Here is a 20747-nt window from a genome sequence, read left to right as displayed (position 1 = left end):
TACTCAGGGGCAGTTTGCAAAAACAGACTAGACTCCGCCCTGAGATTCTTGTTATTGCGCGGTATAACCGGCATCGATCACCAAGTTAGTGCCGGTAATGTGCTTCGCACAAGGGCTGGAAGCAAAGAGCACCAAACTGGCAATATCATCAATATCAATTAAGGTTTTTTGCGGAATCAACGGATAAAGCACCTCTTCCAATACATTTTCAAGACTGACATTGCGTGTTTTCGCCAAATCTTTCATTTGATTCAACACCAGCGGCGTTTCAATGTAACCCGGGCAAATCGCATTGACGGTAACGCCGTCTTTGGCGCACTCTAACGCGGCAACCCGTGTGATCCCGATAATCCCGTGTTTGGCGGCGTTATACGCCACTTTTCCGGCAAAACCGACCAAGCCGTTGATCGAGGAGATATTGATAATCCGTCCGAATTTCTGCGCTTTCATGAGCGGTAAACAGTGCTTTATGCTTAAAAAAGAGGCGCGCAACATAATTTGGAGCATCAAATCGAATTTTTCAGTCGGGAAATCCTCTATCGGTGCAACATGTTGAATACCGGCGTTATTGACGAAAATATCCAATCTTCCGAAGTGGCGTTGTGCCGTCGCAATCAAATTCTCGATCTCTGCTTCTTTGGTTACATCGGTTTTAACCGCCAATACATTCGGGTGATCAAATTCTTTCAGCCGCGCTGCCAATGCGTCCTCATTGACATCACTGATCACGACTTTCGCGCCGTTTGCTAAAAATTTCTTCGCCATATGCAAGCCGATACCACTGGCCGAACCTGTAATCACAGCGACTTTTCCATTTACATCAATCATCTTTAACCTCAACTTGTTATTATTAATCAGACTGTTACCAATAAAAGAGAAAATCTACACCCGTTCAAGAATCATCGAAATGCCCTGACCTCCTCCGATACACAATGTTGCCAAACCTAATGTTGCCTGTTGTGCGATCATGCCGTACAACAAGGTAACTAAAATCCGCGCGCCGCTTGCGCCAATCGGGTGTCCGAGTGCGATTGCGCCGCCATGAATATTGGTTTTACTTAAATCAAAATTCAGCTCTCTGCCCACGCCTAAAAATTGGGCGGCAAAAGCTTCATTCGCTTCAATCAAATCAATCTGATCCAACGTCAAATCGGCTTTTTGTAACGCTTTTTGGGTCGCCTCAATCGGACCTAATCCCATCACCGCCGGATCATTGCCTGCACTGGCATAGCTGCGAATTTTTGCCAACGGCTGCAACCCTAAGGCTTGCGCTTTGCTTTCACTCATCAGTAACAATGCCGCTGCTCCGTCATTGATACCGGAAGCATTGCCTGCGGTGACTGTGCCGTCTTTTTTGAATGCCGGTCGCAATGTCGCAAGCTGTTCTAAGCAGCAATCAAATTTCGGGTGCTCGTCACGCTGTACCGTCACTTCACCTTTACGCGTTTTCACTGTCACCGGCACAATTTCCGCATCGAATACGCCCGATTGCACCGCTTGCGCCGCCAAGGTTTGGGAACGCAAAGCAAATTCGTCTTGCTCTTGTCGGCTGATACCGTATTGTTCGGCGATGTTTTCTGCGGTAATCCCCATGTGATATTGATTGATCGCACAGGTCAGCCCGTCTTCAATCATAGTGTCTTGCAGAGTTAAATTGCCCATGCGCACGCCGGACCGCACTTTACTGTTGAGCAGATACGGGGCTTGGCTCATATTTTCCATACCGCCGACCACCGCCACATCCGCGTCGCCGCTGCGGATGGCTTGCGCACCCAATACCACGCTTTTCAGTCCCGAACCGCACACTTTATTAATGGTTAAAGAAGCAACTTGCTGCGCAACGCCGGCTTTTAATGCCGCTTGCCGTGCCGGATTTTGTCCCAAGCCGGCTTGCAACACATTGCCCATAATCACTTCGTCAACCTGATCCGCCGAAACTTTTGCCCGTTTTAAAACCTCTTCGATCACCAATGCGCCTAAATCAACCGCACTTACCGTCGCAAGCGCACCGTTAAAACTGCCGATCGGGGTTCTGACGGCGCTGACAATAACTATATTTTCCATATCTGTTTCCTTTTTTATACGGCTATCGGTTACATAGATTGACGGCTGATCACCATCTCTTTAAAATCGTCCGCGACGATAAAATCCGCTTCGGTTTTGGTTTTAATCGTCTCCAAATCAACGTTTGGCGCATGTTCTTGCAAAATTAATCTGCCGTCGACAAAACTAAACACCGCCAATTCGGTCACCACCATATGTACTTTCTTTCTGGCAGTTAAAGGCAAAGTGCATTTTTTCAGAATTTTTGACGACCCCGATTTGGCGCAATGTTCCATACCAATAATGACCTTGCGCGAACCGGTGACCAAATCCATTGCACCGCCCATACCCGGCACCATTTTGCCCGGCACCATCCAATTCGCCAGATTAGCTTCCTGATCGACTTCCAAACCGCCCAGCACACAGGCATCGACATGTCCGCCGCGAATGAGGGCAAAGGAAAAGCCGCTGTCAAAAAACGCACCGTCAGCCTTAATCGAACAAGGTTGTCCGCCTGCATTAACAATATTCGGGTTCGCCGTTTCGCTATCCAAAGCGGTCAATCCCAAAAAGCCGTTTTCGGACTGCAACATGATATTCACGTCATCAGGCAGGTAATTTGCCACCATCGTCGGCAAACCGATTCCCAGATTGACGACATCGCCGTTTTTAAGTTCCATTGCAATACGGCGAGCAATTAATTCTTTTGCATTCATATCCTTTTCCTTCTGATTGCTTCACTTAACTGATCAAAGTGCGGTTTTTAACACAATATGGTCCACCAACGTTGCCGGCGTGATCACCTGATTCGGTTCTAATTCCCCTGCCTCAACCAAATAATCCGCCTCGACAATCACGGTTTTGCAAGCCAGCGCCATTAACGGATTAAAGTTTCGGGCGGAACCGTCATAGATCAAATTGCCGCAAGTATCCGCCGTATGCGCTTTAATCAGTGCCAAATCGGCTTTCAGCGGCAGTTCTAACAGATAATCGACCTGATCGATTCGTATCTTTTGTTTTCCCTCTTCCACCACCGTTCCTACTCCGGTTGGCGTTAGAATCCCGCCCAAACCGGCACCGCCGGCACGGATACGCTCCGCAAAAGTGCCTTGCGGCACCAATTCCACCTCGATTTCTCCGGCAATCATTTTTTTGCCGGTTTCCGGATTAGTGCCGATGTGGGAAGCAATCACTTTTTTAACCCGGTTGTTCACAATAAGCGGTCCTACGCCGCTATCAACCAATGCGGTATCGCTACTAATCAGCGTAATATCTTTAGTACCGGCATCTAAAATCGCCTGCACCAATGTTTCCGCCGAGCCGATCCCCATAAAACCGCCGGACATAATCGTCATCCCGTCAAACAGATGATTTTTTATCTCGGCAATAGCAATAACTTTAGACATAATGACTCTCCAAATGATATATATTTTATTTATACATAATTAATTACACGCTTAATTCATCGAAAATAGAACAAACTATTTCTAAATTTTTTATATTTCCCACATCTCTTTTTTATTTGAAACAATTCATAATTTTATTTATTTTTCATAAGGTTATAAACAACCCCTCTACCATTGTTATAATTTGAATCGAGCATAACAGGAAAAAAACAGAAAAAGAAATACTGATTTTTTAGATATCTATCAATTTTATTTATAGGTTTTTAAGATAAAATAGGAATAGTCAAGAAAGTTAACGGAGAATGATATGGATATTCGACATCTGCGCTATTTCATCGCGATTGTAGATAACAATTTTAATTTAAGCCGCACTTCACAACATCTGTATATTTCGCAGCCGGCACTCAGCATGATGATTAACGACTTTGAAAAACGGGAAGCCATTCAATTATTCAAGCGCGCGCAGGGAAAAATCATCGGTTTGACTTACGTTGGAGAAAATTATTATCACGATGCAAAAGAGATTATCGAAAAATATAATAATATGAATCACAATCTGCGTAAAATCACGAATAAAATTACCGGAAATATTACCATCGGTATTCCGCCATTAGTTTTATCCGTTGTATTTTCTGAAATTATGCCGCATTTGATTCTTAATAATCCGACCATTAACTTCAGTATTAAAGAACAAGGCGCATATGTATTAAAAAACGAATTATTAATGGAGAATATTGATTTAGCCGTGCTGCTTTACCCGGAAGGCATTTCTAAAAATATCATTGATTCTTTTGAAATTTCGCATTCCGAACTGGCGGTTTTCTTCTCGCCGCAACACCACTTGGCACAAAAATCAATCTTAACATGGCAGGATTTACATAATGAAAAAATGGCTATCTTTGATAAAACATTTATGATTTATCACCAATTAAGCGAATATTTTGAACGGCACAATAGTTATCCGAATATTATTGTAGAATCCAGCTCTTGGGACTTTTTATTAAATTCAACCAAAATCAATAAAGAATTATTAACGATTTTACCGTTCCCGATTGCTGAAATTTACCCTGCAAATGATTATGTCTGTCGACGAATTAAAGATCCGGTTCCTTGGCGAGTAACATTATGCCGATTGCGGAAAAATAACTACAGTAATATTGAAAGTTATATTTTAGATTCGCTACTTAGCGCATTTAAATCTTAAAGAATAGTATGCAAAAAAGAGAAAAAATTAAACCGCACTTTTTGATTGGGAGCTGATCAGCCCTAAAAGTGCGGTTTGGAAATTTAACATTAATCAAGCGGCATTCTGGGTTTCAATTTGCTCTTGTGCGCGGCACGTCGTGCCGTCATCTTCCATGTGTTTGAAGATACCGACCACTTCATGGATTTTTTCGCCGTCTTTGAACATCACAAAACCGCCGTGTTCCATTTTGACCCATTCTTCGTTTTTGGTCAGCGGAAAGGTCGAGATGATATTCACCCGGTCGTTCGGTTTGGCGAAGTCGTTAAAGTCAATCACGCCGTCATCGTCAATACGGAACGCTTTGCCGAACGGGGCTTTGCGCATGACATAATGCAAATTGGTGGAACAATGCGCCAGCATGATTTGTCCGTTAGACAGGATAAAGTTAAACGTACCTAGCTCTGCCAGATCATTCGCAATTTCACGCACCGCATCGAAAATCGCCTGATCACTCGGCTTTTTGTGATAGCGCACTTTGAGTTTTTCCACCATGTAGCAGAATGCCGCTTCGGAATCGGTTGTGCCGATTGGTTGCGCTCGGCTTTCCGACAGATCCGGCATGGTTTTCAAGTTGCCGTTGTGGGCAAACACCCAGTTTTCGCCCCAGATTTCACGCATAAACGGGTGGGTGTTTTCCAGATTCACCAAGCCTTGGGTCGCTTTGCGGATATGCGCGATCACATTCAAGGATTTGATGTGGTACTGCTTGACGCAATCGGCAATCGGCGATGAACTGCACGGTTTGTCATCGCGAAACACGCGCACGCCTTTGCCTTCGAAAAATGCGATACCGAAGCCGTCGGAATGGTGATCGGTGATCCCTGCACGGCGGCGAAAACCTTCAAAAGAAAAAACAATATCGGTCGGGCTGTTACAGTTCATGCCCAAAAGTTGACACATATAATGCGATCCTGCAAAACTCAAAAATAATACTTCTTAAAGAAGCGAAAAGATAAGTCGAATGGTGCAGAATTATACGCTTTTTTTACCAATATAAAATAGGGGGATATTCTTTTTCGCAGATTTTTTATCCGTTTTGTGGTTGCTGATTTTAGGATCCATTGCTCAAATTATAAATAAAGAGCGACAGCCCCTACAGCTGCCAAGTCAGGATTTGCCAACCGCACTTTTCCGCGTGCCGGCGCAAAGTGCGGTCAGGATTGACCACTTTCGGATAGCCCACTTCGTTCAGCAACGGCAGGTCGTTACACGAATCGGAGTAGAACGTCGCAGCACGTATTAAATCGGCATAATGATCACCGAGATAGGCTTGCAAACGGGTTACTTTGCCCTGCTGGTAGCTGAGCACCCCGACGGTGTTGCCCGTGTAATGTCCGTCCAGCAGCTCGGTTTGAATCGCAATCACTTCACGAATGCCCAACCGTTTCGCCGCCGCTTGTACCACAAAATCGGCGGTCGCCGAAATCATGATCAGCCGTTGTCCGGCAAGTTGCGCCTGTTTGACGCTTTGTTTTGCCGCCGGATAAATCCGCGGCTCAATCTCATTTAAAGCAAAAAGTGCGGTCTGTTTGGCAATCTCCGCTTGCGACATCCCCCGCAACGGTGCAAGGGTAAACGCCATATAATCGTCCATCGACATGTCAGCGGCGGCATATTTCTGCATCATCAAGTATTCCCGTTCGACAAATTCGTGATCGACCAAACCGCGATGTAGCATAAATTCGCTCCACAAAGAAGCACTGTCGCCGTCGATCAGCGTATCGTCCAGATCAAATAGCACTAAACTCATTGCAACTCCCTGATTTGCCCCTGTTCAAATTCCACTTTCACCATCGTACCGAGTGGGAAAAAATGCTCGCGCGACAGATTGAGTTTATCCACCGTCAGATCCACGCCGTCCAAGCGCACTTTATAACGGATAATATTGCCCAACAAACTACGCCCGACAATCACGCCGCGTCCGTGCTCGCTATCAGCCTCCAGCCTGATGGATTCGGGGCGGATCGCAATATCAGACCGCACTTCGCACGCCAGCAGCCGAGCAGCGTCTGCGGCGCCGAGAATATTGTAGCTGCCGATAAAACCGGCGCTGAAACGGGTTTGCGGCGCAAGATACAGGGTTTCGGCATCGCTGTTTTGCTCGATCCGCCCCTGATTCATCAGCACAATCCGATCCGACATGGTCAAAGCTTCCTCCTGATCATGGGTCACGAAAATCGTGGTCAGCTTCAGTTCCTGCTGAATTTGGCGGATCTGCTGGCGCAAATGTTTACGAATGCGTGCGTCCAATGCCGACAGCGGTTCGTCCAACAACAGTAAATCAGGGCGCGTAACCAGCGAACGCGCCAACGCCACCCGCTGACATTGTCCGCCGGACAACTGCTGCGGATAGCGATCACGGTATTTTTCCAATTCGACCAACGCTAAAATCTGCGCAACCCGTTGCTGAATTTCCGCCGACCGCACTTTGCGCATTTTCAGCCCGAACGCCACGTTGTCATACACATTCATATTCGGAAACAACGCATAGCTTTGAAATACCATCGCAATATTGCGTTTTTGCGGCGTGGCGTGGGTGATTTCCTGCCCGTTCAGCACGATTTGTCCGCTGTCAATCTCGGTCAAACCGGCAATACAGCGCAACAAGGTGGATTTGCCGCAACCGCTCGGTCCTAACAAAGTGACGAATTCCCCTTGATCGGCATGAAAACGGATATTGCTAAAAATGGTGTTGTCGCCATATTTTTTATCTAAATCAACCACATTTAAATAAGACATTAATCTTTCCTTTTTTCACGGTTAAGGCTGTTGGCAATCAGGGTGGCAAATAAAATCAGCAGGAAATACGACACCACCAACGCACTGGAATAGTGTCCGCTACGGTTGCGGATGTTATAGAGATAAACCTGCAAGGTTTCGTATTGTCCGCCGACCAACATATTGGCAAACAAAAATTCGCCGATCAGGAATGAAAATGAGAGGAAAATCGCCGATAACAGCCCATTTTTGAGGTTAGGTAAAATAATCTGCCATACTGCCCGCAAGGTGCTTGCGCCCAATAAATGGGCGGTATCGACCAGATCGCGCAAGTTAATCGCACTTAAATTGTTTTCAATCGCCCGGTAAATAAACGGCAAGGCAATCATAAAATAGCAGCCGATCAAGATCCACGGCGTGCCGGTGATGGCAAAAGGCTCATCGGAATAGAGCTGCAACAGCCCGACCGACGACACCACCGGCGGAATGGCGAACGGCAAAATCACCACTAAATTCATCAACGGTTTCAGTTTGGGGAAATAGTAATCCACCACAAAAATCACCGGAAAGGTGAAAGCGATCGCCACCACCAACGCAGTGAAACAGATCCACAACGAACGGAAAAGTGCGGTCAGAAAACGTTCGTCCGTCCACAGTTGGTGATACCAATCTAAGGTTAAGCCGTCAGGCAGCAGGGTTGCGCCCCAACTGGTGGAAACGGAATAAAGTGCGGTTGCGGCAATCGGCGCAGCTAAAATCAGCAACAAAACCAATAACACACTGTAATGATAAATACGATCTTTCGCCATCATCTTACCTTTTATCCTGATAGTTATAACGCTTACCCAACCCACGGTGCACCAGCGTCACCACTAACATTAATGCGATCAAGAACAACGACAGCGCACTGGCAAGATACGGATTGAGGAAAATATCACCCGATACCAAGGCGCCGATACGGATCGGCACGACGTTATAGTTGCCGCTAGTGAGGGCGTAAATCGTGGCATACGCACCAATCGCATTAGCAAACAGCACCACCAGCGTGCCGAGCAACGCCGGCATTAGCACCGGCACGGCAATTTTGCACCAATATGCCGTGCTGTTCGCACCGAGCAACGCCGCCGCCTCGCGCCACTCCCGTTTCAAGGCATCGAATGCCGGATAGAGCAGCAACACCGCCAACGGAATTTGGAAATAGGTATAAATAATGATAATCCCGGTTTTGGAATAAATATCAATTGCGGCAAAACCGTGGTGACGTAACAGCAGATTCAGCGCACCGTTCGCCCCTAGCAAAATAATAAACGCGAACGCAAGCGGAATGCCGGAAAAATTACTGGTCATGCTATTGAACGACAAAATAAAATCGCCGACCCGCGACGGTTTGATCGCACTCAGGGAATAGCTGCCGAACAGCGCAATCACTAGCCCGAACAGACTCGACCAAAGCGAAATCTCCAATGAGTAACGGATCGCTTGCAAGTAAAACGAGGAACTGACAATTTCGCTGAAATTCGCCACCCCCCAACCGCCGTCTTCAAGCTGAAACCCGTTAATCACAATCCAAATCAGCGGCACCAGCTGAAATGCGAGGAAAAACAGTAAAAACGGCAACATCGCCGCAATCGCTAACCCTTTCCCTTTCATCAAATTGCCTCTACGTTAATTTTTTATTTTAATAGCGCCGCACAAAACGGTTTATCGTGTTCTACACCTAAAATTTGGCAAACCGTGCCGCAAATCTCGGTCTGTAAAAGGGCGGTATCCGTCAAACTGAACGCCTCGCCGAACACATAAAACGGCACGCGTGCCTCCGTGTCGGAATCGGCACAATGGTTGCCGTCGTCATTCATGCCGTGATCGGCGGTGATAATCACCTGATAGCCCTCTTGCAACCACGTCGCGAGGTAATCGGACAAAATATTATCGGCGCGGCGTGCCGCATCACGGTATTGTTTGCTGTCTTGTCCGTAGTGGTGTCCGATGTCGTCGATATTCATCGAATGGCACAGTAAAAAGTGCGGTTGGTGCAAGTGGCGCAGGCTGTCGCCGTCGGCAAACAGATGGGAATCGGGATAGTCGTCGGCGTAATAAAAATGCGCATATTGAATCGGCAAGTGCGGTGCTTGCACATGGCGATCCAAGGTCGGATTAAACGGGGTGCGGTTATACAACTCGCTCACCCAATGATACGCCGCCGCAGCGGTTGTCAAACCCGCCGCCGCGGCATAATGAAAAATACTCCGATGGTGCGACAAGCGGGTGATGCGATTATTCACCACGCCGCTGTCAATCGGCGCAACACCGGTGAGCAGACACTCGTACAACGGGCGCGACAGCGCAGGCAGTTCGCTTTGCACTTGATACAATTTGCCCATGCCGCGCCGACACAACGCCTGTAAATGCCCCATGGTTTGCACGGCGGTGGCATAATTCAAGCCGTCTAAAATCACCAGAATTGCTTTCATCATCAACCTCTTATTTCATATTGATAATGACTTTTTCCTGCCACAGGCGCGGCAGTTGTTTAGCCGTTTTTTCCCATGCTTTGCCGTCTTGAATCGGACGTGCGTTTTTGTACTGCTCGGACGGCAACAATTTCGCCACCACATCTTGCGGCAAGCTGAGTTTGTCGGCGCGAATCGGACGGGCATAACCGCGCGCCAGGTTGATCTGCCCTTGATCGGACAAAATATATTCGCGTGCCAATTTCGCCGCATTGGGGTGTTTGGCATATTTATTGATGATGGTGGTGTAACCGGAAATCACCGAGCCGTCCGACGGAATCAGCACTTCAAAACGGGTCGGATCGATTTGATCACGGTAGTTCAAGCCGTTGAAATCCCATACGACACCGACTTCCACTTCGCCTTTTTCCAAGTTGGCAATGCTTGGATCAACCATGCCCAAACGCCCCTGTTTCGCCAACTCGGCAAAGAAATCCAATGCCGGGGTTAAATCTTTTTCATCGCCGCCGCGCGCAAAGTTCGCCGCCAACACGCCGTTCACCGCCTGCGCCGCCACACTGACATCGCCGACGGTCACTTTATAATCGCCTTTCAGCAAATCGTCCCAACTGTGCGGAGTGTTTTTCACGGTATTTTTATTGACGATAAAGGCAATCGTGCCGGTATACGCCAACATCCAATGCCCGTCTTCATCTTTCGCCCATGCCGGAATGTCATCCCAATAGCTGGTTTTATACGCTTGGGTCACGCCTTTTTGCACCGCAATCGGTCCGAAAGAGGCGCCGACATCACCGATATCCGCGGTCGCATTTTTCTTTTCCGCATCAAACTTGGCAATTTCCTGTGCCGAGCTCATATCGGTGTCAGTGTGCTTCAAGCCGTATTTCTCGCCCAACTGCACCCACGTATCTTTCCAGTTCGCCCACGTGTCCGGCATACCGACACTGTTCACCGCGCCTTCTTTTCTCGCCGCCACTTCCAACGCCGCCAAATCCCCTGCGGCATACGCAGACGACAAGCCGACGCTCAGTGCGGTTAAGGCAATGACTAAACTTTTTTTATTAAAATATGACAAGCCCATTTAAGTCTCCTTTTGTGTTTGAAGTGATCTTCAGATTGAAGAGACAATGAGTATAGCGGGGGAATGTTACAGTATGATGACAGCAGAACAGAGCGAAGAAAACCATCGAGTGAACAAGTTATCTAAACTTTAATAATTCATCTTCGTTTGTTGCAATATTATCCGCTGAGATATTGAACTCTGACGGTAAAGATTGGTTACAAAGTATAATATTAAAGTTATTAATGTCATCTATATATGCAGAATGTACTTTATTTAATTTTGTATGATCAAAAACAATAATCTTTTTTCTGGTTTTAGCTATTGCCTTCTGTTTTATTTGAGCTTCATTTAATCTGAAACAAGTTAATCCATAATGCGGATCAACGCCGGAAGTCGCAATAAATGCCTTTGTAGTGCAGATATTATCTAAAAGGTTTTGATTTTGAAATGGTGTCAACATAGCATTATCTCTTGAATATGTGCCACCAATCAATAACAATTCACAATTTAATTTTTCTTGCAAAATAATAAAGGTATTAATTGAACAACATATTGCAGTAAAATTTATAGAATCTGGTATTTGAGAAGCAACAAATGAAATCGTTGTACCACAATCAAAAAAAATAACATCACCATTTTCCACCAAAGATGCAGCCATTTTACCTAAATACATTTTTTCTATAATATTTTTATCTTGCTGCTCAAGCAAGAAATAATTATTTGATTTTTCATTGGATTTTAAAAGATATCCACCTAATAAAACTATTTCAGTTACATTAGAACTTATATCTCGACGAATAGTCATCTCAGATACATTCAATATTTCTGCGGCATCGCTAAGATGAACTCTATCCACCTGCTTTAATAAATATTCTAACTTCTGAATCCTGCCATTCTTTTTATTAATCATATTAACCTTAAGAAAATTTTAAAATTTAACTGTAACAAACCATTTAAAACATCAGATAATTATCAGCACATCAAAACCATCTATTTAATTAAAAACTTAAATGAAACGTTCTATTACATATTAAGTGAAATTTTTTAAATCCAATTCATAATCCCGCAATAATTCCACTAATTTTAAATAACGATGATATTTTAACTGATATAGCACGCTATTACTTCGATTTGGATAAATTATTTTCTTTTTGCAATGCATCTTCTCTATTATAAAGTCTGTATTCTGATTATCACCCTGCATTGCCATCAATGCAGCACCTAAACACCCAGGTTCCTCAATATCTAAAATCTCTAAAGGAAGTTGAGTTATGTCTGCTAACATTTGTAGCCACACATCAGATTTTGTTATCCCTCCCATAACTTTTAATATTGAAACATCATTAAAAACCGTTCTAATCCTATTTAAATGATACATAAAGCTAAATATCACACCTTCATAAACAGCTTGAAGAATATGAAACCTTGAATGATAATATTGCAGACCATATAAGCCAGATTTCATTTCTTGAATAACATTAGAACCATAAAGAAACGGTATAAATAATATGGAACTCGAAGCAACTGGAATTTTAGATATCTCCTGATTTATTTGCTCGTAATCTAGGTTATTATATTGTTCAATAAAATATTCAAGATTAGCAGCTGATGTAGGACTATCATCATGAACAATAAAACCCTTACTATTCAAATAGTTACTATAAATTATTTTATTTTTATTATATCTAATTTTTTTTGTAATACCGCCAACAATAGTCCATGTACCAAAAATAACATTTAATTGAGATTCATTTTCTAGGTTAGCACAAAAGACTGAGGACGTTACATCAAAAAAACCACCAACAACCGGTATGCCCGCTCTTAGCCCCGATAACTTAGCCGCTTTTTCTGTTACATATCCTGCTATTTCATTAGATTTAATAATAGGTGGAAATTTTTCATACATTTCTTCAATATCAAATAGAGTAAATAAATTTTTATCGTAATTTCTATTATGTGAATTATAGACATTAGATTCAGATATATTACTCTCCTCGCAATACAGTCTACCTGTTAAACAAAACCTCAAGTAATCATGCGTCATTAAAACAACGTATATCTTTGCATATCTATTAGGATCATTTTCTTTAATCCAGCGTAAAATTGATACTGGATGACCAGACCATACAGGTTGACATGTTATAGCGTAGCTCTGTTCAACTATATTATTCTGTCTCCACCTCTCAACAATATAATCTGCCCTTTTATCTGATGATAGGATAGCATGACCTAGCGGCTTTAAATCGCAATCAAGTAAAAAAGCGCCTTTACCTTGCGAAGATATTCCGATTGCATGAATATTATTTGAATCTACGCCACTTGACTTAATAAGTCTTTTAATTAAATTAGATACTTTTTGCCAAAACCGTATCATATCTCTTTCGGCATACCCCAGATCAAGGCTAATTACTTCAATCTCTTCTTTTATACAGTTTAAAATATATCCTTCTTCATTCAATAAGATTCCTTTAATAAAAGTCCCACCACAATCAAGACCCAAATAATACTTCATACTATCCTCTTTATATAAAAGCAAATAATTATGACCTGAAAAATATTTGTTTAAACTTATTAATCGAAATCTCACCTCGTCTAACCTGATCTAAAAATACAGCTAAAATAATAACCAAGCCAATAATTAGTCTTTGTAGATAAGAAGTAACATTTAATAATGTTAGTCCATTTTGTAACACGCCCATAATTAGAGCACCTATTGATGTACTAATAACTGAACCAACACCACCAATTAAACTCGTTCCGCCAATAACAGTTGCAGCTATAGCTTCTAATTCATAGCCATTTCCCGCTATGGGCTGAGCCGCATTTAGTCTTCCAACTAAAATCACTGCACCCACTGCGGCTAAAGCTCCATTGATAATATAGGCTTTAATTTCTAATTTATTGACATCAATCCCAGATAATCTAACCGCCTCACGATTACCACCTAGAGCATAAATTTGTCTTCCAAAGATAGTCTGAGTTAAAACATACCAACTAATTATAACTATCAATACAGCAATAATAATTGGTATTGGAATATTTACATTATTAGTGATGTATAACTGCCCATTGCCAAAAAATCTTAGTGCCTCAGGAAAATTATAAATTGTTTTACCATCAGAAAATGTTAAGGCTAAGCCTCTTGCAATCCCCATCATACCCAGCGTTGTAATAAATGGAGTAACCTTACAGTAAACAATAATAAGTCCATTAACATATCCACAAAATGCGCCAACAATTATAGAACCCAAAATTGAAAATATAACAATTAGAAAAATCAATAATTCTGATGGATTATCTCCCAACCAATCCAAACCCGAATGGATAAAAATACCTAAAGAAACAGCGGATAATGCGACTATAGAACCTACGGATAAATCAATTCCGCCTGTTAATATCACATAAGTCATACCAACTGATATAATGCAAATCACTGAGACTTGTAATAATATATTAAGAATATTATTAGTTGATAAAAATACATCCGTAGTAATAGACATTCCTAAAACCATAAAAAATAATACGATACTAATTCCTAATTTTGACATCAATTTTTTAAAGTCAAACATAATCACCTCTTATTACCTAAACCCCTATCATTAAACGCATCAAATTTTCTTCTGAAATATCATCTTTATTATCAATCTCTTTTATTTTATGACCATTTCGCATCACAATAACTCTATCAGACATCGTCATCAATTCTGGCAAGTCTGAGGAAACCATAATAATACTTCCGCCATCATCAACAAATTGGCGCATTAAATCATATATCTCAGATTTAGCTCCAACATCAATCCCTCTTGTTGGTTCATCGAAAAATAAAATATTTACTCCACTTTCAAGCCATCTAGCAATGATTACCTTTTGTTGATTTCCACCGGAAAGTGTTTTGGTTTCTTGTTCAGTACTTCGAGAAACAATTCTAAGTTTAGAAATATTTTCTTTTGCTAAACTAGCTTCCATCTTTTTATCTAAGAAAAGTTTTTTCCAAAATCTACTAAGAATCGGTAATGTGATATTTTCACGAATACTTAATCCCAATATTAAACCTTGTGATTTACGATCCTCAGTGATAAAACCAATTTTTAGTTTGACTGCATCTTTAGGAGAATTAATTTCTACTTTTTCATTATCAATATATATTTCTCCCGTTGCTGGATCTGCGCCATAGATAGCACGTAACAATTCCGTTCTTCCAGAGCCGACTAATCCGGCAAACCCAAGTATCTCACCTTGATTTAGACTAAAACTAACATCATTAACGCCTTCAGTAACTATATGCTGAAATCTTGCTTTTTCTTTGTTAAAAACAATATTTCGATAATAGCGACTAAAATCCACATCTCGCCCTACCATTAATCTGACAATATCATCATGTGAGATATTTTTATAATCTATAGTTCCAGTTATTTCACCGTCTCTTAATACTGTTATTTTATCTGCAATATGTTGGAACTCCTCTAAACGATGAGAAATATAAATCATAGCCACTTTTTTCTTTTTAAGCCTTTGGATTATTTTGAAAAGAACTTCTGTATTTTTTCTTGATATAGAAGCTGTTGGTTCATCAAAAATGATAATTTTATATTCGCTAAATATTGCTTTTGCAATTTCCACCATTTGCTGTTGAGCAATGGAAAGTGTTGATATTAAAGAATCTGGCTGAATATCTAATTCCAGTTCATTTATAATTTCTTTCGTTTTTTTTCTCATAAACTCCCAGTTCATTCTACCTAAGCTGAGACTTTTTTCAGAGCCTAAAAATATATTTTCCAAGACACTTAATTGAGGAACAAGCATTAACTCTTGGTGGATAAAGCCAATTCCTAATGTTTGAGCATCTTTAACCGTTTTAGGTAAGTAATAACTACCCTGATAAAAAATTTCTCCACTATCTCTAGAATAGATGCCCGCAATAATCTTACATAGCGTTGATTTACCTGCACCATTCTCTCCGACTAAACAGTGCACCTCTCCAGCATTAATTTGTAAGTTAATATTCTTTAATATTTGATTTCCAAAGAAACTTTTTTCAACATTCCGCAGCTCAAGCATTATCTCATTATTGTTCATATCTTCTTTTCAGCCCTAGTAAACAATATTGAACCAAGGATACTCTATTCCTCCTACAAAAAGCGTGACCAATTTCACACTAAAGAACAAAATTAGTTATAAAAATAACATTTATTTTCTTTTAAATGGTTTATTTTTCAATATGTGATTTTAATCACAAAAAACAACACTGAACATGTTAGAATCAAAACACTGACAAATGAAGTAAGCTGTCAGAAATAGAAATATACAATATGACTTCTACAACGAGGAATCTAAAATGAAAACAAAGTTACTCATTAACTCAATCAAGGTTGGATTACTTACATTTGTTTTATCAACAACAATTAATGCAGCAGATAAGCCACAAATTGCATTGCTGATGAAAACATTAAGTAATGAATATTTTATTTCTATGCAAAAAGGTGCTGAAGAAGCTGCAAAAGAAATGAATATCAATCTAACAATTCAAGTCGCTGAAAAAGAAGATTCAACAGAACAACTAGTTGGTTTAGTTGAAAATATGATTGCTAAAAAAGTTGACGCAATTATTGTAACGCCGAATGACTCCATCGCATTTATACCTGCATTCCAAAAAGCCAAACAAGCCAATATTCCAATTATTGATCTGGATGTGCGACTTGATGCAAAAGCTGCTGAAAAAGCAGGTCTAAAATTCAACTATGTTGGTGTTGACAACTTTTTAGGAGGATATTTAGCTGCTAAAAATTTGTCAGAAGCAATCGGAGGTCAAGGTAGTGTTGCAATTTTAGAAGGAATTCCCGGCGTTGATAATGGGGAACAACGTAAAGCGGGTGCACTGAAAGCTTTTTCAGAATATCCTGATATTAAAATTGTTGCCTCTCAATCCGCAAATTGGGAAACAGAGCAAGCTCTCAATGTTACGAGTAATATTCTAACTGCAAACCCAAATATACAAGGAATTTTTGCTGCAAATGACAATATGGCTATCGGAGCTGTCACTGCTGTAGAAAACGCTAGATTAGCAGGCAAAGTCCTTGTTACCGGATATGATGGCATACCACTAGCAATTGAGTATGTTAAACAGGGTAAAATGCAAAATACTATTGATCAGCTTCCTAAAAAACAAGTTGCAGTTGCACTCGAATTTGCTTTAAAACAACTCAATAATCAAGAAATTCCTGAGACTTTCTATGTCGATCCTGTGGTTGTCGATAAAGAAGAATCGAAAAAATATTAAAATAAAATCGCTAAAAAACCGAAAGGCAAATACCTTTCGGTTTTCAATGAGAAAATCAAAGTGCGGTCTGGCTTGTGATTAGAACACGCCTTGTGCCAACATGGCGTCAGCCACTTTGACGAAGCCGGCAACGTTCGCACCGACCACATAGTTGATATTGGTTTCGCCTTCGCTTGTGCCGTATTTTTTACAGTTGGCGTGGATATCCAACATAATGCGTTTTAATTGCGCGTCCACTTCTTCACGCGTCCAGTATAAACGTTGTGAGCTTTGCGCCATTTCCAAACCGGAGGTCGCCACGCCACCGGCGTTGGCGGCTTTGCCCGGCCCGAACAATACATCGGCGGCTAAGAAACGGTCGGTCGCTTCAATCGTAGTCGGCATATTTGCGCCCTCTGCCACCAATTGTACGCCGTTGGCAATTAAGGTCTCTGCGTCGGCTAATTCCAATTCGTTTTGCGTGGCACAAGGCAAGGCGATATCCACTTTCACCCCCCAAGGGCGTTCGCCGGCATGGTATTCCAAGCCGAATTGTTCGGCGTAATCTTTCACGCGACCACGTTTCACTTCTTTGATTTCTTGTAATGCGGCGAGTTTTTCCGCAGTGAAACCGTCTTTGTCATATACATAACCGCTGCTGTCAGAACAGGTCACCACTTTCGCGCCTAATTCCAACGCTTTTTCAATCGCATATTGCGCCACGTTGCCCGAACCGGAAACCGACACGGTTTTACCGGCGAAGGATTGACCTTTTTCTTGCAACATCGCTTGTGCGAAGTAAACCAAGCCGTAACCGGTCGCTTCAGGGCGGATCAAGGAACCGCCGAAAGACAAACCGCGTCCGGTGAACACGCACGCCGCTTGGTTGGATAATTTTTTCATGTAGCCCGCCAAGTAACCGACTTCACGCCCGCCCACGCCGATATCCCCGGCCGGTACGTCGGTGTCCGGTCCGATATGACGATATAATTCTGCAACCAAGGCTTGGCAAAAACGCATGACTTCCGCGTCGGATTTGCCTTTCGGATCAAAGTCCGAGCCGCCTTTGCCGCCACCCATTGGCAGGGTGGTTAACGCATTTTTGAAGATTTGCTCGAAGCCTAAGAATTTTAAGATCGACAGGTTGACTGACGGGTGGAAACGCATGCCGCCTTTGTACGGCCCGATTGCGCTGTTGAATTGGACACGGAACGCACGGTTGACTTGCACTTGCCCTTTATCATCCGTCCACGCCACACGGAATTGAAATGCGCGTTCCGGCTCAACCAAACGCTCTAGTAAACCTTGCGAAGCATATTTCGGGTTGGCTTGGATAAACGGCCAAACCGAAGTGAACACTTCTTTTGCCGCTTGCAGAAATTCCGGTTGGTTGCCATCGCGTTTCGCCAGTTGCGCTAAGAAATCGTCGAGAGAGGTTAAATTGCTCATGGGTTTTCCTTCTTTGTTTTTAGATGTGTTGTGTGTTTTCTATCTGTTATGATTGTAATAAAAAATCCTCGTTGGCACAGGGAGCGCCGCTGAGGATTTTTATTCTAAACTAAATTTTTTCTAAAGAATAGCTAAATCTTCCCATATTTTATCTATTTTTTTCACGATATCTTGATTTTTTGTTATTGGAATACCCCATTCTCTATCGGTTTCACCGTTCCACTTATTGGTGGCGTCAATCCCCATTTTCGAACCCAGCCCTGCCACCGGCGAGGCAAAATCGAGATAATCAATCGGCGTGTGCTCAATAATGGTGCAATCGCGCGCCGGATCGCTGCGGGTGGTGATCGCCCAAATCACGTCTTTCCAATCGCGTGCATTGACATCGTCATCACACACAATCACAAATTTGGTATACATAAACTGGCGTAAAAACGACCAAATCCCCATCATCACCCGTTTGGCATGCCCCGGATATTGTTTTTTAATCGTCACCACCGCCAAACGGTAGGAACAGCCCTCCGGCGGCAGATAGAAATCGACGATTTCCGGAAATTGCTTTTGCAAAATCGGAATAAACACTTCATTCAACGCCTCGCCCAGCACCGCCGGTTCATCAGGCGGGCGTCCGGTGTAGGTGGAGTGGTAAATCGGGTTTTGCCGCATGGTGATATGGGTCACAGTGAACACCGGAAAATATTCCTGCTCGTTATAATAACCGGTGTGATCGCCGTAAGGACCTTCAAGTGCGGTTTCGTCGGGATCAATATAGCCCTCCAGCACTATTTCCGCTCCTGCCGGCACTTCCAGCTCATTGGAAACCGACTTCACCACTTCGCTTTTGTTGCCGCGTAATAATCCGGCGAAGGCATATTCGGACAGGCTGTCCGGAATCGGCGTGACCGCACTTAGGATAGTCGCCGGATCGGCGCCCAATGCCACCGAAACAGGAAACGGTTCGTTCGGGTGCGCGGCTTTCCATTCCTGAAAATCCAATGCGCCGCCACGGTGCGACAGCCAACGCATAATCAATTTATTTTTGCCGATTAATTGCTGACGATAAATCCCGAGATTTTGCCGTTTTTTATACGGCCCTTTGGTGATGGTCAGCCCCCACGTCAACAACGGCGCAACATCATCGGGCCAGCAGTGCATAATCGGCAGCTTAGTGAGATCGACCTCATCACCCCGCCATACAATCTGCTGGCAATCGGCTTTGCCCAACACTTTGGTCGGCATATTCAGCACTTGCTTAAATTGCGGCAACTTACCGATCAGGTCTTTAAACCCTTTCGGCGGTTCAGGTTCTTTTAAAAATGCCAACAACTTGCCGACATCACGCAGCGCAGTCACCTCTTCCTGCCCCATGCCCAACGCCACCCGCCGTGCCGTGCCGAACAAGTTACACAGCACCGGAATATCATAACCAACCGGATTTTCAAACAACAACGCCGGCCCGCCCAAACGCAAAGTGCGGTCGGCAATCTCGGTCATTTCCAAATGCGGATCAATCGGCTGTGAAATCCGCTTCAACTCGCCTTGTTGTTCCAAGAGGTCAATAAAATCGCGTAGGTTTTTGTATTTCATGGGTATTATCTTTATCAGCGAGGAATTTTTTATAATTCCGTTATTTTATTTTCATGCCCTAAGCACCGTTAAAAAATGGGTGGATAGAGCTGGCGGCAATGTACAATCGTACGAATATAAATTATGTTGTCATTAATGCTATAAACTCCCGATAGCCTCTAGGATAAATTTCTTTAGTACCCAAAACAATGCCAGCTATGCCCATTTCTGGAGAATACGCTAATAAATCAATAGACTTTTTAATATCATCAATTACATTTATCGCACTATAAACACCAACAAATTCGGTAATATTAAACGCAATAAGATCGATATTATCTAACGCCTGCTCAGTATAAATAATATTAAGCACTATGTTTCATTCCTTGCTGCGCTCTTGCAATTGCACTTATCGCACGCTCATAAAATTGCTCAGAGGTAAAAAGACGACCATTTTTGATATCTTCGTCCGATTTTTTAACCTGCTCTGCAACAAATTTTTTATACTCAACTGTTTTATCTTCCATTT

21 protein-coding genes are annotated in these 20747 nt (G+C 42.7%); 2 read left to right on the top strand and 19 right to left on the bottom strand.

Annotation, left to right across the window (positions count from 1 at the left end):
• Window positions 1-51 precede the first annotated feature (51 nt).
• From ACWA50_RS06180 to atoD, 4 genes are read right to left on the bottom strand one after another with little or no spacing between them, the layout of a single operon-like run.
• Window positions 52-828 (bottom strand): 3-hydroxybutyrate dehydrogenase, encoded by a 777-nt coding sequence (locus tag ACWA50_RS06180; RefSeq protein ID WP_431050783.1) that lies wholly within the window; start codon window positions 826-828, stop codon window positions 52-54.
• A 54-nt stretch (window positions 829-882) separates the two neighbouring features.
• Window positions 883-2064: an acetyl-CoA C-acetyltransferase gene (locus tag ACWA50_RS06175; RefSeq protein WP_431050781.1), complete on the bottom strand. Its 1182-nt coding sequence runs from the start codon at window positions 2062-2064 to the stop codon at window positions 883-885.
• A 29-nt stretch (window positions 2065-2093) separates the two neighbouring features.
• On the bottom strand, window positions 2094-2759 hold the full coding sequence (locus tag ACWA50_RS06170; protein WP_431050780.1) for a 3-oxoacid CoA-transferase subunit B: 666 nt from the start codon (window positions 2757-2759) through the stop codon (window positions 2094-2096).
• Window positions 2760-2792: 33 nt separating this feature from the next.
• Window positions 2793-3449, bottom strand: a complete 657-nt coding sequence (gene atoD, locus ACWA50_RS06165) for an acetate CoA-transferase subunit alpha (protein WP_431050778.1) — start codon at window positions 3447-3449, stop codon at window positions 2793-2795.
• Between the two features lie 307 nt (window positions 3450-3756).
• Between atoD and ACWA50_RS06160 the strand changes: the two genes are divergently transcribed.
• Window positions 3757-4653 carry a LysR family transcriptional regulator gene (locus tag ACWA50_RS06160; RefSeq protein WP_431050777.1) on the top strand — a complete coding sequence of 299 codons (897 nt, stop codon included), beginning with the start codon at window positions 3757-3759 and terminating at the stop codon, window positions 4651-4653.
• A gap of 93 nt (window positions 4654-4746) precedes the next feature.
• On the opposite strand, the gene ACWA50_RS06155 is transcribed toward ACWA50_RS06160, so the two are convergent.
• The 11 genes from ACWA50_RS06155 to ACWA50_RS06105 all read right to left on the bottom strand — a co-directional run bounded on the left by ACWA50_RS06155 (window position 4747) and on the right by ACWA50_RS06105 (window position 16023).
• Entirely contained in the window at window positions 4747-5595 is an 849-nt protein-coding gene (locus tag ACWA50_RS06155; RefSeq protein WP_431050775.1) for a class II glutamine amidotransferase, read from the bottom strand.
• Between the two features lie 193 nt (window positions 5596-5788).
• Window positions 5789-6445 carry an HAD family hydrolase gene (locus ACWA50_RS06150; protein ID WP_431050773.1) on the bottom strand — a complete coding sequence of 219 codons (657 nt, stop codon included), beginning with the start codon at window positions 6443-6445 and terminating at the stop codon, window positions 5789-5791.
• Entirely contained in the window at window positions 6442-7434 is a 993-nt protein-coding gene (locus tag ACWA50_RS06145) for an ABC transporter ATP-binding protein (RefSeq protein WP_431050771.1), read from the bottom strand. Before ACWA50_RS06145 ends, ACWA50_RS06150 begins: the two co-directional genes overlap by 4 nt.
• Complete coding sequence (locus ACWA50_RS06140; RefSeq protein ID WP_431050769.1) at window positions 7434-8225, bottom strand: ABC transporter permease; 792 nt, start codon at window positions 8223-8225, stop codon at window positions 7434-7436. Before ACWA50_RS06140 ends, ACWA50_RS06145 begins: the two co-directional genes overlap by 1 nt.
• A gap of 1 nt (window position 8226) precedes the next feature.
• On the bottom strand, window positions 8227-9063 hold the full coding sequence (locus ACWA50_RS06135) for an ABC transporter permease (protein WP_431050767.1): 837 nt from the start codon (window positions 9061-9063) through the stop codon (window positions 8227-8229).
• A 23-nt stretch (window positions 9064-9086) separates the two neighbouring features.
• Window positions 9087-9887, bottom strand: coding sequence for an alkaline phosphatase family protein (locus ACWA50_RS06130; protein ID WP_431050765.1), 801 nt, complete (start codon window positions 9885-9887; stop codon window positions 9087-9089).
• Between the two features lie 7 nt (window positions 9888-9894).
• Entirely contained in the window at window positions 9895-10965 is a 1071-nt protein-coding gene (locus tag ACWA50_RS06125; protein WP_431050763.1) for an ABC transporter substrate-binding protein, read from the bottom strand.
• A 118-nt stretch (window positions 10966-11083) separates the two neighbouring features.
• Window positions 11084-11857 carry a DNA-binding transcriptional repressor DeoR gene (gene deoR, locus ACWA50_RS06120; protein WP_431050761.1) on the bottom strand — a complete coding sequence of 258 codons (774 nt, stop codon included), beginning with the start codon at window positions 11855-11857 and terminating at the stop codon, window positions 11084-11086.
• Between the two features lie 120 nt (window positions 11858-11977).
• Window positions 11978-13459: an FGGY-family carbohydrate kinase gene (locus ACWA50_RS06115; protein WP_431050759.1), complete on the bottom strand. Its 1482-nt coding sequence runs from the start codon at window positions 13457-13459 to the stop codon at window positions 11978-11980.
• 28 nt (window positions 13460-13487) lie between these two features.
• Window positions 13488-14516, bottom strand: a complete 1029-nt coding sequence (locus ACWA50_RS06110; RefSeq protein ID WP_431050757.1) for an ABC transporter permease — start codon at window positions 14514-14516, stop codon at window positions 13488-13490.
• Window positions 14517-14532: 16 nt separating this feature from the next.
• Window positions 14533-16023, bottom strand: coding sequence for a sugar ABC transporter ATP-binding protein (locus ACWA50_RS06105; RefSeq protein WP_431050755.1), 1491 nt, complete (start codon window positions 16021-16023; stop codon window positions 14533-14535).
• 259 nt (window positions 16024-16282) lie between these two features.
• Between ACWA50_RS06105 and ACWA50_RS06100 the strand changes: the two genes are divergently transcribed.
• Window positions 16283-17224, top strand: coding sequence for a sugar ABC transporter substrate-binding protein (locus ACWA50_RS06100; protein WP_431050753.1), 942 nt, complete (start codon window positions 16283-16285; stop codon window positions 17222-17224).
• Window positions 17225-17302: 78 nt separating this feature from the next.
• Here ACWA50_RS06100 and gdhA read toward each other — a convergent pair whose 3' ends face one another.
• The 4 genes from gdhA to ACWA50_RS06080 all read right to left on the bottom strand — a co-directional run bounded on the left by gdhA (window position 17303) and on the right by ACWA50_RS06080 (window position 20745).
• Window positions 17303-18652, bottom strand: a complete 1350-nt coding sequence (gdhA, locus tag ACWA50_RS06095) for an NADP-specific glutamate dehydrogenase (protein ID WP_431050751.1) — start codon at window positions 18650-18652, stop codon at window positions 17303-17305.
• 120 nt (window positions 18653-18772) lie between these two features.
• The gene (gene ubiD, locus ACWA50_RS06090; protein ID WP_431050750.1) at window positions 18773-20239 is read right to left on the bottom strand and encodes a 4-hydroxy-3-polyprenylbenzoate decarboxylase; all 1467 of its coding nucleotides are present in this window, start codon (window positions 20237-20239) and stop codon (window positions 18773-18775) included.
• Between the two features lie 121 nt (window positions 20240-20360).
• Window positions 20361-20591 (bottom strand): type II toxin-antitoxin system RelE/ParE family toxin, encoded by a 231-nt coding sequence (locus ACWA50_RS06085; protein ID WP_431050748.1) that lies wholly within the window; start codon window positions 20589-20591, stop codon window positions 20361-20363.
• Window positions 20584-20745, bottom strand: coding sequence for a hypothetical protein (locus ACWA50_RS06080; protein ID WP_431050746.1), 162 nt, complete (start codon window positions 20743-20745; stop codon window positions 20584-20586). The genes ACWA50_RS06085 and ACWA50_RS06080 overlap by 8 nt, the downstream gene beginning before the upstream one ends.
• Between the last annotated feature and the right edge of the window lie 2 nt (window positions 20746-20747).

The organism is Testudinibacter sp. P17/SS/0325, from assembly GCF_053570765.1.
This window is presented reverse-complemented; position numbering and strand designations above follow the sequence as displayed.